The following is a 13223-nucleotide window of genomic DNA, read 5'->3' as shown; positions in this document are numbered from 1 at the left end:
CCTACAGCGCCTTGCGCAGATTCGCCGGCGCGATCTTGAGCGCCTCGCGGTACTTGGCGACGGTGCGGCGCGCGCACTCGATGCCCTGCTCCTTGAGCATCTCGGCGATCTGGCTGTCGGACAGCGGCTTGGTCGGGCTCTCGGCGGCCACGAATTGCTTGATGAGGGCACGCACGGCGGTGCTCGACGCATTGCCGCCGGTCTCGGTGCCCAGGCCCGAGCCGAAGAAGTACTTGAGCTCGTAGGTGCCGATGGGCGTGGCCATGTACTTGGCCGTGGTCACGCGGCTGATGGTGGACTCGTGCAGGCCCAGCTCGTCGGCGATGTCGCGCAGCACCAGCGGGCGCATCGCGAGTTCGCCGTGGGTGAAGAAGTTCTTCTGCCGCTCCACGATGGCGCGCGAGACGCGCAGGATGGTGTCGAAGCGCTGCTGGATGTTCTTGATGAACCAGCGCGCCTCCTGCAGGCGCTGCTGCATGCCCTGGTGGCCCTCGCCGCCCTTGTGGCCGCGCAGGGCGCCGGCATAGATGTCGTGCACGCGCAGGCGCGGCATCACGTCGGGGTTGAGCTGCACGATGAAGTTGTGCTGCCCGTCGCGGCCATTGGCGCGCCCGGCCTTGCGCACGATCACGTCGGGGATGATGATGTTGCGCTCCACGTCGGCGAAGCGGCGCCCCGGGCGCGGCTCCAGCCGGGCGATCAGCGCCATGGCGGCGCGGGTGCGCTCCTCGCTGTCGCCGCAGGCCTGCGTGAGGCGGCGCACGTCGCGCCGCGCCAGCATCTCCAGCGGCTGCTGGCACACGCGCAGCGCGGTCTGCACGGTGTCGGGGTCGATGTCGCTGTCCTCGTCGGCGGCCAGCGCCTTGAGCTGCAGCGTCAGGCACTCGGCCAGGCCGCGCGCGCCCACGCCCACGGGCTCCAGGCTCTGCAGCAGCCGCTGTGCCACGGTGAAGCGGTGCACCAGCTCCTCGATCTGCTCCAGGTCGTCGGGCCCGGCCAGGCTGATGGCCAGCTCTTCGAGCGGATCCTCCAGGTAGCCGTCGTCGTTGAGCGATTCGATCAGGAAGCGCAGCGCGGCGCGGTCGATCTCGGACAGGCGCAGCGCCAGCGCCTGTCGGTGCAAAAAGGCGGTCAGCGATTCGTGCGTGCGGGCCAGCTCGGTGGCGTCGGCCTCGTCGCCTTCGGCGTCGTTGCGGTTGCGGGCGGGGGCGTCGCCGCCCCACTCGGCGTCGTTGGGCGCCATCTCCACCGTGCCGTCGCCGCTCCAGTCGGGCTCGTCGGCGCCCGCGCTCGGTGTTTCAGCATCATTTTGAGCCTCAGCGCTGGTACTGCTTGCGCTGGTAGCTCCTGAAAAAATAGCATCATCCGCGCTGTAGTCGTCGGCCTGGGCCGGCGTATCGGCGGCTTCCAGGCCAAACTCCTCGCGCGGCGCCTCGTCGGCGTTGCGTTCGAGGAACGGGTTTTCGTCGAGCATCTGCTCGACTTCCTGCGAGAGTTCCAGCGTGGACAACTGCAGCAGCCGGATGGACTGCTGAAGCTGGGGGGTCAATGCAAGATGCTGCGAGACACGCAGCGAGAGTCCAGGTTTCATTGATTGAGCGCCGCCGGGCCGCCCCAAGGCGCGAAGGCCCCCTCGGGGGGCAGCGAACCACGCGCAGCGGGGAGCGTGGGGGTACCGTACCGCGCCGCCGGGCCGCCCCAAGGCGCGAAGGCCCCCTCGGGGGGCAGCGCAGTACACGAAATGACAAGCGTGGAGGCCATGTCTACATGCGGAAATGTTCGCCCAGGTACACCCGGCGCACTTCGGCGTTGTCCACGATCTCGGACGGCGTGCCCTGGGCCAGCACCTGGCCATCGCTGATGATGAAGGCGTGGTCGCAGATGCCCAGCGTCTCGCGCACGTTGTGGTCGGTGATGAGCACGCCGATGCCGCGCGCCTTGAGGAAGCCGATGATGCGCTGTATCTCGATCACGGCGATGGGGTCGATGCCCGCAAAGGGCTCGTCCAGCAGGATGAAGCGCGGCTGCGTGGCCAGCGCGCGGGCGATCTCGACGCGGCGGCGCTCGCCGCCCGACAGGGCCATGGCGGGCGAGGCCCGCAGATGGTCCACGCGCAGCTCCTGCAGCAAGGCCGTGAGACGCTCTTCGATGGCCTCGCGCGACAGCGGCTTGCCGTCGTCGTCCGCGCGCTGCAGCTCCAGCACCGCGCGCACGTTCTCTTCGACCGTGAGCTTGCGGAAGATGGAGGCTTCCTGCGGCAGGTAGGACAGCCCCAGCCGCGAGCGGCGGTGGATGGGCATGTGGGCCACCGAATGGCCGTCGATGCGGATGTCGCCCGCGTCGCTGCGCACCAGGCCCACGATCATGTAGAACGAGGTGGTCTTGCCCGCGCCGTTGGGGCCGAGCAGCCCGACGACCTCGCCCTTTTGCACGACCAGCGACACATCCTTGACGACCTTGCGGCTGCCATACGACTTGGCCAGGTGCTGCACCTCCAGGCGGCTGCCCGCCTGGGTGTCAGGACCGGGGCTGACGGGCTGCGCGCTCACTTGGAGCCGCCGCCAAGGCTGTTGCTGGGGCGCAGCACCGGCGCCGATGCCGGGGGCGCGGCCTCCGGCGCGGCGGTACCGGCGGGCGGGTCCTTGGGCGCGAGCACCGCCCGCACCCGGCTGCCGGGCGCGGGCGCATCGCCCGCCGCATTGGTCGCGGGGGTGCGCTTGCCGTCCACGGTGAACACATCGGTGAGGTTGTTGTAGACGATCACGGCGCCGGTGATCTCGTCGCTGAGGACCGCCCCGCGGTAGCGGCGCAGTTCGGCGCGGGTGATGAAGCGCACGTTGTCGGCCTTGCCGTCGTACTCGATGACTTCGCTCTCGCCTTCGATGAACTCGTCCGGCGCGCCGGCCACGGTATCGCGCTTCTGGCGGAAGAAGGCCCGCTTGCCCGCCTCGGCCGTGACCACGCCGTACTGGTAGCCGTCGGCGTCCTGGCGCACGTCCAGCCGCGCGCCGCGCAGCACGATGGAGCCCTTGGTCATGACCACGCGGCCCGAGAACACGCTGGTCTGCTTGAGCTCATCGTGTCGCAAGGCGTCGGCCTCGATGTTCATGGGCTTGGCGCGGTCGGCCTTTTCGGCGTGCGCCGCGCCCAGATGGCAGGCCAGGGCGACAAGCAGGAGGTGGGGGAGGATGCGGTAGTTCATAGGGCACGAATCTTGCAGGTCATTGTAGCCACCCCACGGCGCGCGCCATGAAAAAAGCCCGCATCCGCGGGCTTCTTCTTGGGGCATCCGAGGCCGTCGGCGCTTGGAAGCCGCCGCCTGCACCCGTGGAGCCGGCGCTGCCGGGCCGCCGGGTGCGTTCCCCTGGGCAGGAAGGCGGCTCACGAGGGCCACGCTTCCTTCAAGGAGGCGTCACCCCTTTTTCGCCGTGGCGGCCAGGTGCTCCACCACCTGCAGCACGTTCTGCATGTTGCCGGCCATGGTGCCATCGGTGTAGTACTTGCCGGCCACGCCCATGGAAGGCACGCCTTCCACGCCATACGCGTCCTGCAGTTGCGACGCACGGCGCACCTGGTTGGACACGGTGAAGGAGCCGTAGACCTCCTTGAACTTGGCGGCATCGACCCCCTGCTGGGTCACCCAGGCCAGGATTTCGTCGTCCTTGGCCAGCTTCTGCTTTTCCACATGGATGGCGCGGAACACCTTGGCGTGCAGCGCGTCGAGCTTGCCCATGCCTTCGAGCGTGTAGTAGAGCTTTTGCTGCGGCACGAAGCTGGCATTGAAGGCCACGGGCATGCGGCGGATGCTCATGTCCTTGGGGGCGCTCTTCACCCATGCGTCGAGCGTGGGCTCGAAGGCGTGGCAGTGAGGGCAGCTGTACCAGAAGAATTCGATCACATCGACCTTGCCGGCGGGCGCATCGGGCGCCACGGGCTTGTCCAGCCGCTTGAAGTCCTTGCCCTCCTTGAACTGGCGGGCCTGGGCCAGCGCGGGGGTGGCCACTGGCAGCGTCAGGGCGGAAGCGGCAACCGCCGAGGCGGCGGACAAAGAAAACTCACGGCGTTTCATGGCAAAGACTCTCCTGGTTCTGGTCTGGGGGATGTGAGCCATGCCCCCGCAAAAAGTTCAGCTCCCGCTGCGCGGCAGTTCAGCGCTGCACCCGCACCAGGGCCGATTCCACCCCGGCGCCGTCGAGCTTTTCCTTGAGCTGCTCGGCATCATCGCGCTTGGTGAACGGGCCCACGCGCACGCGGAACACGGCCCGCCCATTTTGCTCGCGCTCGCTCACCCGGGCCTCCCAGCCCAGCATGGCCAGCTTGGCGCGCTGGGCATCCGCATCGGCCTGGGTACGGAATGCCCCGGCCTGCACGAAGTAGTCGAACGGGTCCAGGTTGCCCTTGGCGGCGGCCTTGGCGACGGCCAGATCGCCCAGCGGGTCGGCGCCGGGCTTGCTTTCGGCCTTGGCCGCCTCGGGCTTGCTGGCAACCGGCTTGGGCGCGGAGGCGGCCGCCCGCACCTCGGGCGCCGCCACGGAGGCGGGCGCGGAAGCCGCCGCCACCGCCGGCGCGGGGGGACGCGCGGGGTTCTTGCCGTACAGCGGAGAGTTCGGGTCCCAGTTCTTGTTCTTCTGGGATTCGGCGGCATCCATGTCCACGCCCCGCCCGTTGCCCTTGTTGAGGAAAGGCACCGGCACCTTGGTCACGTACACGGCCACCGCCAGTGCGGCCCCCAGGCCCACGATGACCCCGACGATGAAGCCGATGATGGTCCCACCCGTCTGTTGTTTCTTCATAGTGACTGCTTACATTCTGGCCGGAGCCGACACGCCCAGCACGGCCAGGCCATTGTGCAATACCTGCGCGGTGGCGGCGACGAGGGCCAGCCGGGCCCGCTTGACGGTTTCATCGTCCACCAGGATGCGCTCGGCGTCGTAGTAGCTGTGGTAGCTGGCGGCCAGGTCGCGCAGGTAGAAGGTCACGTCGTGCGGCGCCTCGCCGTCGGCGGCGGCGGTGAGCATCTCGGGGTACTTGGCCAGCTGCAGCATCAGCGCCTGGGCCTGCGGGCCTTCGAGCGCCGACAGGTCCGCGCCCTGGAGCGAGGCCACATCGCCGCCGCCCTGCTCGGCCCAGCCGCGCAGCACCGACTGGATGCGCGCGTGGGCGTACTGCACGTAGTACACCGGGTTGTCGTTGTTCTGCGCCACGGCCAGGTCCACGTCGAAGGTGTACTCGGTGTCGGGCTTGCGGCTCAAGAGGAAGAAGCGCACCGCGTCCTTGCTGGTCCATTCGATCAGGTCGCGCAGCGTGACATAGCTGCCCGCGCGCTTGCTGATCTTGACCTCTTCGCCGCCCTTGACCACGCGCACCATGGTGTGCAGCACGTAGTCGGGGTAGCCCTGCGGAATGCCCACGCCGGCTGCCTGCAGCCCGGCGCGCACGCGGGCGATGGTGCCGTGGTGGTCCGTGCCCTGGATGTTGACGACCTTGGTGAAGCCGCGCTCCCACTTGGCGATGTGGTAGGCCACGTCGGGCACGAAGTAGGTGTACGTGCCGTCCTTCTTGCGCATGACACGGTCCTTGTCGTCGCCGTAGTCCGTGCTCTTGAGCCACAGCGCGCCGTCCTGCTCGTAGGTCTTGCCGTTGGCCACGAGCTTGCCCACGGTGGCCTCGACGCGGCCGCTGGTGTACAGGCTCGACTCGAGGTAGTACTCGTCGAACTTCAGGTTGAAGGCCTGCAGGTCCTTGTCCTGCTCGTTGCGCAGGTAGGCCACGGCGAACTGGCGGATGGACTCCACATCGTCCACGTCGCCGCTGGCGGTGAACTCGCGGTCGTCGGCCTTGACGGTCTTCTTCGCGAGGAAGTCGTTGGCGATGTCCTGGATGTAGTCGCCGTTGTAGAACGCCTTGGACGCCGGGTTCTCCGGGTCGGTGGGCCAGCACTCGTCGCCGGGCTTGAAGCCCTTGGCGCGCAGCTGCGTGCTGGTGGTCAGCGTCTGGATCTGCACGCCCGCGTCGTTGTAATAGAACTCGCGGTGCACCTTCCAGCCCTGGGTGGCAAAGAGGTTGCAGATCGCGTCGCCCAGCGCCGCCTGGCGGCCGTGGCCCACGTGCAGCGGGCCGGTGGGGTTGGCCGAGACGAACTCGACCAGCACGCGCTGGCCGTTGTCGGCCTGGTAGCCAAAGCGGTCTCCGGCACCCAAGACCTCGCGCACCACTTCCTGCTTGGCGGCGGGCTTGAGGCGGATGTTGAGAAACCCGGGGCCGGCGATCTCGATGGCATCGACCCAGCGGGCAAACGCGGGCGTGGCCTCGAGCGCGGCCTTGAGCTGCTCGCCCAGCGCGCGCGGGTTGAGCTTGAGCGGCTTGGCCAGCTGCATGGCCGCCGTGCAGGCGAAGTCGCCGTGGGCGGCCACCTTGGGGGATTCGAACGCAGCGCGCCCGGCAGTGCCGGGCGACAATTTTTCCAGCTCGCCGGCGAGCGCCGCGAGCAATTCCTGTTTGACGGAGAGCATGCGGGGATTCTACGGGGGCGCCCCGTCATCCCATCCCGCCGCTGTGGCGTTATGCTGAATGGCCCGGTGTCCACCGGGCCGTCCATCCCCCTACCCGCAGGAGCATTACATGAAGAAACTGCTTTCCCTGATGACGGCCATCGGCCTGACCCTCTCCCTGGCCACGGCCCATGCCGCCGACGCGCCTGCTGCCGCGGCCTCCGCGCCGGCCAAGGCGCCCACCGCGCAGCAGAGCAAGATGGCCACCTGCAATGCCGACGCCAAGGAAAAGAAGGGCGACGAGCGCAAGGCCTTCATGAAGGAATGCCTGTCTGCCAACAAGCAGGAAAAGCAGCAGACCAAGATGAAGACCTGCAACGCAGACCCCAAGGCCAAGACCCTCAAGGGCGACGAGCGCAAGGCCTTCATGAAGGAATGCCTGAGCAACAAGCCCGCCTGACACACCTTGGCCCCCAAACAAAGCCCCGCACGCGGGGCTTTGTGCTTTCTAGCGCGTGCCCACGCCCCGCGCCAGGAACACGGCCAGCAGCGGAATCACCACCAGCAGGTGAGCCTCGATCATCACGAGGCGGCGCGTGCCGCGCACCTCGGCCTCGGTGGGCAGCGCACCCGTGGCGCGCAGCTGCTTGCGCCAGCGCAGAAAGCGCACCGTGGGCACGATGGAGATCAGGCCGATGACCACGAACAGCGTGACCTTGGTGTGCAGCAGGGGCTGCGACCAGTACCACCCCGCGCCCTTCATGCCCCACCAGGTGCGCGCCAGGCCCGTGGCCAGCACGGCGATGGCGGAGATGCCATAGACCATGTCCACCCGCGCCAGGCGCTCCACCACCGCGGCGTTGAGCCACTCCTTGCGGCACAGGGCCGCCTCGCTGGCCAGGAAGACGGTCATGGTCAGGATGGCCAGAAAGTGGGCGTAGGCCAGCAGGGCTTCAGTGGGCATGGGGCGCCTCGTGACAATGGGACTGGCAATGCTAGCGCATCCGGAAAAAACTCCTGATTTGATAGCTTTCAGCGCTTTCTCATCAAGCGCTGGAGGCCGATCCGGCTTGAAACCTGCGCAGCGCTGCCAGCCCCAGCAGCGCCGCCAGCACGAGCAGGCCCCATTCGGACAGCGTAGGAATCGCCTGCGCGGCGGCGGCCAGCAGCAGCATGGCGTGCGGGTCGGCGATGGCGCCGGGGGCGGGGTCGTTGTCGCCCGTGCCGTTGTCGGTGACGGCAAAGCTCACCGTGTCGCCGCTGACCGCGCCATGCGGGAACCAGAGCGCCGTGGCACCGGCCGCGGCGGGGCCGAACTTGCGCGGCACCAGCCCCGCCAGGCTGCCGCCGGGGTAGGTGATGGCCACCGCGAGCGTGGCACCCGCGCAGCCCGTGGCCGTGAAGCGCAGCACGCCCAGCGGTGCGGTCGCGCCTGCGGGCAGGTTGTCGCCCGGGGCGGCGGCGGTCAGCGCCAGGCTGCCCACGGTGCAGCCCGCCGGGCCGCCGGAGATGCTGGCCTGCGCCATGCCGCCGCCGGGCACCGCCAGGCTGGCCTGGCCCACCGTCAGCGCCAGAGGCCCGCCCGTGGCGCTGGTGTTGTTGGCATCGCCCGCATAGCTGGCGGTGATGGCGTGCGCGCCCACCAGCAGGCCGCTGACGGTGCAGGCGGCCACGCTGCCCGTGATGGCGGGCGGGGCCGCGCAGGCCAGCGGCAGGCCGCCCGCGCTGAAGCTCACCGTGCCCGTGGGGTTGCTGGCGCTGCCGAACGTGGCGGTGAGGGTGATGCTGGCCCCCAGTGCGCTGGGGTTGGCGTTGGCCGCCAGCGCCAGCGTGGGCGCCGCCATCACGGCAAAGGTACGCGCTACGGGCGCCGCCGCCGCCCAGGCCCCGCCGCCCGGCTGGCTGGCCGTCAGCGTGCACGAGCCCGCGCCGCTGAAGCTGGCCACGCTGCCCGCCACGCTGCACGCGCCCGTGGCGCTGTAGGTGATGGGCAGGTTCGACGTCGCCGTGGCGCCCAGGGTCAGCGTGGTGCCCGCAGCCTGCGCGGGGATGGTGGCGGGGAGGAAGGTGATGCTCTGCGCGCCCAGGGGCGTGACCGCGTTGGTCACGGCGGCGTCCGAATCGGGTTGCGTGGGGGATCCGTTGTGCGCCACCACGCGGAACGTGTAGCTTGTTCCATTGGCCAGGTTCGCCACGGTGCAGCTGTGCCCGGAGCCGGTCACGGTGCAGGATCTGGCGGGATCTTGCACGGCGGTGGCGGTGTAGCTGGTGATGGGGGCCCCATAGGCGTCCGCCCACCGTTCCGGGCTCCAGTCCACCGTCGCCTCGGCGTCGCCCGCGGTGGCGGTGGCGCTGGCCGGCGGGGGCGGCTTGCCTGCCTGCACCGTGATGGAAGTGGGCAGCGACGCCGAGCAGTGGCGGCTGTCCGTCACCGTGGCCGTGAAGCTGAACGTGCCCGTGGCCGTGGGGGTGCCGGAAATGGCGCCTGCAGCCGACAGCACCAGACCCGGCGGCAACGCCCCCGCCGCGACCGCGAAGGACGACCCGCCCACCGCCCCGGCCTGCGCCAGCGTGTAGGCATAAGCGGCCCCGGCCGTGCCGTTGGCGGGCGTGCCGGTGGCCGTCATGGCGGGGGCGGGGCAGAGCGTCACGTCGTCGATGCCGATGTAGTCGCCGTTCGCGCCGAAGGTGCCGGCGCCGGTCACGAAGTAGCGGAACGCGACGCGGCCCGAGGTGGGGGCGGACAGCCCGGACACGGTGATGCGGTACTGCGTCCAGGCGGCGGGGTAGCCGCCCGCCGCCAGGCCAGGGTTGATGCTCGTCAGCAGCGTGGTGAAGTCTCCCACGTCGGTGGCGGTGGTGCCCACGTCCGTGCTGGCGCCCTGCGTGCTCATGCGCACTTCCAGGCGATCGGGGTAGTCCGTTGGGTTGGGGACCGGCTTGCGCGTGTAGAAGGTCAGCACGTCGCCATTGCTCAGTGTGCGGTTCGGCATGACCAGCCAGTTGCTGATGGTGCCGCTGCTGCCCGTGTTCCTGAAGTTGGCCGCTATGTAGGCATTGGCTGCGCCACTGTAGGCGTCGAACGGGCCGGGGTCCGGCAAGGCAGAGATGGGGGTGCCCTGGAACCAGCCCATGGCGCCCACCGGGGCGCTGTTGTTCTGCATGACCCAGCCATTGCCCGATAGCGTGAAGGTGTCGTCAAAGCCTTCGTACAGGACTTGCGCAGGGGCCGCGCCCGGCAGCGCAGCCGCGGCGGCCAGCAGCAGGCCCGCAAGGCGGGCGGTGGTGAAGGGGAATGGCATGGGTGGGCTGGTGGCGATGAAGATGCGCCATGTTGCCGTTGCCTGCCGCTTTTGTATGTCCTCAGAACTGAGGACAAGGCCCTGCCAGGGTTCTATGCAAAAAATAGCCCCCAGCGCCCACCCATCAAGCGCCAGCAGCTACAAAAAGAGAAGTGATTCACACCACCCGCCTTCCCACGCGGCCCGCTGACAGCGCCACCAGGGCCAGCAGGGCCGACAGCAGCAGCAAGCCCCCTTCGGACAGCGCCGGAATCGCCTGCGCGCCGGCGGGCCCGGCGGCCAGCAGCAGCATGGCGTGCGGGTCGGCGATCGCGCCGGGGGCGGGATCGTTGTCGCCCGTGCCGTTGTCGGTGACGGCAAAGCTCACCGTGTCGCCGCTGACCGCGCCATGCGGGAACCAGAGCGCCGTGGCACCGGCCGTGGCGGGGCCGAACTTGCGCGGCACCAGCCCCGCCAGGCTGCCGCCGGGGTAGGTGATGGCCACCGCGAGCGTGGCGCCCGCGCAGCCCGTGGCCGTGAAGCGCAGCACGCCCAGCGGGGCGGTCGCGCCTGCGGGCAGGTTGTCGGCGCCAGTGGCCGCGCTCAGGCCCAGGGTGTTCACGGTGCAGCCGGGTGGGCCGCCGGTGATGCCGACCTGCGCCGTGCCGCCGCCGCCGCCCGGCACGGGCACGGCAGCGGTGTTGACGGTGTGCGCCAGCGGGCTGGCGGTGGCGGGCGCGTTGTCGGCGTCGCCCGTGTAGCTGGCGGTGATGCTGTGCAGGCCCATGGCCAGGCTGCTGGTGGCGCAGGTGGCCACGCCGCCGCTGAAGGTGGCCGTGGTGCAGGCCAGCGGCGCGCCATCCACGCTGAACGCCACCTGGCCCGTGGGGCTGGCGGATGCGCCGTTCAGCGTGGCGGTGAAGGTGACGCTGGCGCCCACGGCGCTGGCGGACAGGGCCAGCGTGGGCTGGGCCTGCGTGCCCAGCAGCAGCGCGTTGGACGCCATGCCGTTCACGAACGCCCGCAGCGCATACCGGCCGCTGGGCAGCGCGCCCGGCGCGGCCACGTCGATGCTGGCGGCGGTGGAGCCGGTGGGCGCGAGCCAGGTGCGCGCGCCGTTGTCCAGCCGCGTCAACTGCACCAGCGGCAAGGGGGTGGGCGATGCGCTGGTGCTGCCGCCGCTGGCCTCGCTGTCGCCACGCAGCCGCAAACCGGTGAGGGTGAAGGCCGCGCCGCTCAACCGGGCGGGGCCGCCGGTCAATGTGGGAATGCGGGCCGGGGGCACTGCGCCGCCGGCAGGGTCGTAGCGCTCGGCGGTGGCGATGCCGCTGGTGGCCGTGACGCCGTCGCGCCCCCCGGCGGCGAGCACCGTGCCATCGGGCAGCACGGTGGCGGTGTGGTAGGCGCGCACAGTGGCCAGCGCGCCGGTGGCGGCCCAGGCGCCCGTGGCGGGGTCGTACAGTTCGGCGCTGCCCAGGTAGCCGCCACCACCCCCCCCAGCGGCCAAAACCTTGCCGCCGGGCAGCAGGGTGGCGGTGTGGCCGGAGCGTCCGGTGTTGAGCGGGCCGGTGGGGCTCCATGCGTTCAGGGCGGGGTCGTAAAGCTCGGCGCCGCCGAGGTCGGTGCCGTCGTGCCCCCCCGCGACAAGCACCTTGCCCTGGGGCAGCAGGGTGGCGGTGTGGGTCCAGCGTGGGCTGGCCATCGTGCCGGCGCCGCTCCAGGTGCCCGAGGCGGGGTCGTACAGCTCGGCGCTGCCCAGGGTGCCGCCGCTGCCATTCCCCCCCGCGATGAGCACCCTGCCGGTAGGCAGCAGGGTGGCCGTGGGCCATTGGCGTGCGGCGCTCATCGCGCTCGTGGCGGACCAGAGGCCGGTGGCGGGGTCGTACAGCTCGGCGGTGGCGGTTTGGCTGTTGCTGATGTTGCTGCCCAAGCCCCCCACGACCAGCACCTGGCCGCTGGGCAGCAGGACGGCGGCGTGCCGCAAGCGGGGGCTGGCCATCGCGCCGGTGCCGCTCCAGGTGCCCGTGGCGGGGTCGTAGAGTTCGGCGCTGGCGAGCACGGCGCCTGCGCTGCCGAGGCCGCCCACGACGAGCACCTTGCCGCCGGGCAGCAAGGTGGCGGTGTGGTAGATGCGCGCGGCGGCCAGCGGGCCCGTGGCGGCCCAGGCGCCGGTGGCGGGGTTGTACAGCGCGGCAGCGCCGATGAGCTGCCCGGCGCCAAAACCGGCGCCCCCGCCCGCGACGAGCACCTTGCCGTCCGGCAGCAGGGTGGCCGTGTGCTCCGTGCGCTGGCCTGGCAGCGCGCCGGTGCCCGCCCAGGTGCCGATGGCGGGGTCGTAGAGCTCGGTGCTGGCGAGCAGCGCGCCGAGGTCGCTGGCGCCCCCGATGAAGAGCACCTTGCCCTGGGGCAGCAGGGTGGCGATGTGGCGCCAGCGCCCGTCGTTCAGGCCGCCGGCGGCGGTCCATTGGTTGGTGTCAGGGTCGTACCGTTCGGCGCTTTGGAGAGCGCTGCCGCTGCCGAAGCCTCCCGCCACGAGCACCTTGCCGCCGGGCAGCAGCGTGGCGGTGTGGAATAAGCGCTTGCTGTTCAGCGGGGCGGCAGGCGCCCAGGTATCGCCCTGGGGGTCGTACAGCTCGGCGCTGGCAAGCTGCTCGCTGCCGCTGTTTCCGCCCACGGCAAGCACCCTGCCGTTGGGCAGCAAGGTGGCGGTGAAATCGCTGCGCGGCCCTTGCGGCAGCGGGGCGGCGGAGCCCCAGGTGTTGTCGCTCGGGCGGTACACCTCGGCGGTGGCGAGGTAGCCGGTGCCGTTGCCGCCGCCGACGACGAGCACCCGGCCGTCGGCCAGCAAGGTGGCGGTATGGCCCTGGCGCGCTTCGGCCAACTGCCCGGCGGGGGACCAGGCGCCGGTGGCGGGGTCGTACAGTTCGGCCTGGGCCACCTGCCCCCCGCTGGCGTGGCCGCCCGCGACGAGCACCCGGCCATCGGCCAGCAGGGTGGCGGTGTGTTCCGTGCGCGGCTGGGCCAGCGCGCTGGCACCGCTCCACAAGCCGGTGGCGGGGTCGTACAGCTCGACGCTGGCGATGAATGCGCTGCCGTCGTAGCCACCCGCCACGAGCACCTTGCCATGGGGCAGCAAGGTGGCGGTGTGGCCGCGGCGCGCGTGGGCGAGCGGGCCGGTGGCGGCCCACTGGCCGGCGGCGGGGTCGTACAGCTCGGCGCTGGCAAGGTGGCTGAGGCTGCCGCCGCCATAGCCGCCCGCGACGAGCACCTTGCCGTTGGGCAGCTGGGTGCTGGTGTGCCATTGGCGCCCATCGCCCAGGCTGCCGCTGGCCGCCCAGGTGCCCGCCTGGGCGTGCGCGGCGGGCCAGGCGGCCAGGCAGGCGATGGCGATGAACACGAACTGGAGCAGCAGGGCGCGCAGGGCGCAGGGGCGGCGGGGCATGGCGGGGCC

The 13223-nt window shown here is 70.8% G+C and carries 10 protein-coding genes; 1 reads left to right on the top strand and 9 read right to left on the bottom strand.

Features of this window, described 5'->3' with window-relative positions:
• Position 1: 1 nt before the first annotated feature.
• The 6 genes from AC1RVY_RS19875 to argS all read right to left on the bottom strand — a co-directional run bounded on the left by AC1RVY_RS19875 (position 2) and on the right by argS (position 6512).
• The gene (locus AC1RVY_RS19875; RefSeq protein ID WP_218296757.1) at positions 2-1591 is read right to left on the bottom strand and encodes an RNA polymerase factor sigma-54; all 1590 of its coding nucleotides are present in this window, start codon (positions 1589-1591) and stop codon (positions 2-4) included.
• 172 nt (positions 1592-1763) lie between these two features.
• On the bottom strand, positions 1764-2549 hold the full coding sequence (lptB, locus tag AC1RVY_RS19870) for an LPS export ABC transporter ATP-binding protein (protein WP_218296756.1): 786 nt from the start codon (positions 2547-2549) through the stop codon (positions 1764-1766).
• Positions 2546-3202 carry a lipopolysaccharide transport periplasmic protein LptA gene (lptA, locus tag AC1RVY_RS19865; RefSeq protein ID WP_218296755.1) on the bottom strand — a complete coding sequence of 219 codons (657 nt, stop codon included), beginning with the start codon at positions 3200-3202 and terminating at the stop codon, positions 2546-2548. The genes lptB and lptA overlap by 4 nt, the downstream gene beginning before the upstream one ends.
• A gap of 210 nt (positions 3203-3412) precedes the next feature.
• A complete protein-coding gene (locus tag AC1RVY_RS19860) occupies positions 3413-4069 on the bottom strand; it encodes a thiol:disulfide interchange protein DsbA/DsbL (protein ID WP_218296754.1) in 657 nt (218 codons plus the stop codon).
• Positions 4070-4148: 79 nt separating this feature from the next.
• Positions 4149-4793: an SPOR domain-containing protein gene (locus AC1RVY_RS19855; RefSeq protein WP_369643613.1), complete on the bottom strand. Its 645-nt coding sequence runs from the start codon at positions 4791-4793 to the stop codon at positions 4149-4151.
• 9 nt (positions 4794-4802) lie between these two features.
• Positions 4803-6512 (bottom strand): arginine--tRNA ligase, encoded by a 1710-nt coding sequence (argS, locus tag AC1RVY_RS19850; RefSeq protein WP_369643614.1) that lies wholly within the window; start codon positions 6510-6512, stop codon positions 4803-4805.
• Positions 6513-6621: 109 nt separating this feature from the next.
• On the opposite strand from argS, the gene AC1RVY_RS19845 reads away from it, so the two are divergent.
• Complete coding sequence (locus tag AC1RVY_RS19845) at positions 6622-6951, top strand: PsiF family protein (RefSeq protein ID WP_218296751.1); 330 nt, start codon at positions 6622-6624, stop codon at positions 6949-6951.
• Positions 6952-6999: 48 nt separating this feature from the next.
• Here the strand turns inward: AC1RVY_RS19845 and AC1RVY_RS19840 are convergent, their stop codons facing one another.
• The 3 genes from AC1RVY_RS19840 to AC1RVY_RS19830 all read right to left on the bottom strand — a co-directional run bounded on the left by AC1RVY_RS19840 (position 7000) and on the right by AC1RVY_RS19830 (position 13214).
• The gene (locus AC1RVY_RS19840) at positions 7000-7455 is read right to left on the bottom strand and encodes a DUF2214 family protein (protein WP_492807858.1); all 456 of its coding nucleotides are present in this window, start codon (positions 7453-7455) and stop codon (positions 7000-7002) included.
• Between the two features lie 82 nt (positions 7456-7537).
• Entirely contained in the window at positions 7538-9793 is a 2256-nt protein-coding gene (locus tag AC1RVY_RS19835) for an IPTL-CTERM sorting domain-containing protein (RefSeq protein ID WP_492807856.1), read from the bottom strand.
• Between the two features lie 157 nt (positions 9794-9950).
• Positions 9951-13214 (bottom strand): IPTL-CTERM sorting domain-containing protein, encoded by a 3264-nt coding sequence (locus AC1RVY_RS19830; protein ID WP_492807854.1) that lies wholly within the window; start codon positions 13212-13214, stop codon positions 9951-9953.
• Between the last annotated feature and the right edge of the window lie 9 nt (positions 13215-13223).

Source organism: Acidovorax sp. GW821-FHT11A03, assembly GCF_058809075.1.
This window is presented reverse-complemented; position numbering and strand designations above follow the sequence as displayed.

Bases quoted from the DNA above. Each gene is read 5' to 3' on its own strand.
- AC1RVY_RS19875 (WP_218296757.1), bottom strand. From the start codon at position 1,591: ATGAAACCTGGACTCTCGCTGCGTGTCTCGCAGCATCTTGCATTGACC.
- lptA (WP_218296755.1), bottom strand. From the start codon at position 3,202: ATGAACTACCGCATCCTCCCCCACCTCCTGCTTGTCGCCCTGGCCTGC.
- AC1RVY_RS19860 (WP_218296754.1), bottom strand. From the start codon at position 4,069: ATGAAACGCCGTGAGTTTTCTTTGTCCGCCGCCTCGGCGGTTGCCGCT.
- AC1RVY_RS19855 (WP_369643613.1), bottom strand. From the start codon at position 4,793: ATGAAGAAACAACAGACGGGTGGGACCATCATCGGCTTCATCGTCGGG.
- argS (WP_369643614.1), bottom strand. From the start codon at position 6,512: ATGCTCTCCGTCAAACAGGAATTGCTCGCGGCGCTCGCCGGCGAGCTG.
- AC1RVY_RS19845 (WP_218296751.1), top strand. From the start codon at position 6,622: ATGAAGAAACTGCTTTCCCTGATGACGGCCATCGGCCTGACCCTCTCC.
- AC1RVY_RS19840 (WP_492807858.1), bottom strand. From the start codon at position 7,455: ATGCCCACTGAAGCCCTGCTGGCCTACGCCCACTTTCTGGCCATCCTG.
- AC1RVY_RS19835 (WP_492807856.1), bottom strand. From the start codon at position 9,793: ATGCCATTCCCCTTCACCACCGCCCGCCTTGCGGGCCTGCTGCTGGCC.
- AC1RVY_RS19830 (WP_492807854.1), bottom strand. From the start codon at position 13,214: ATGCCCCGCCGCCCCTGCGCCCTGCGCGCCCTGCTGCTCCAGTTCGTG.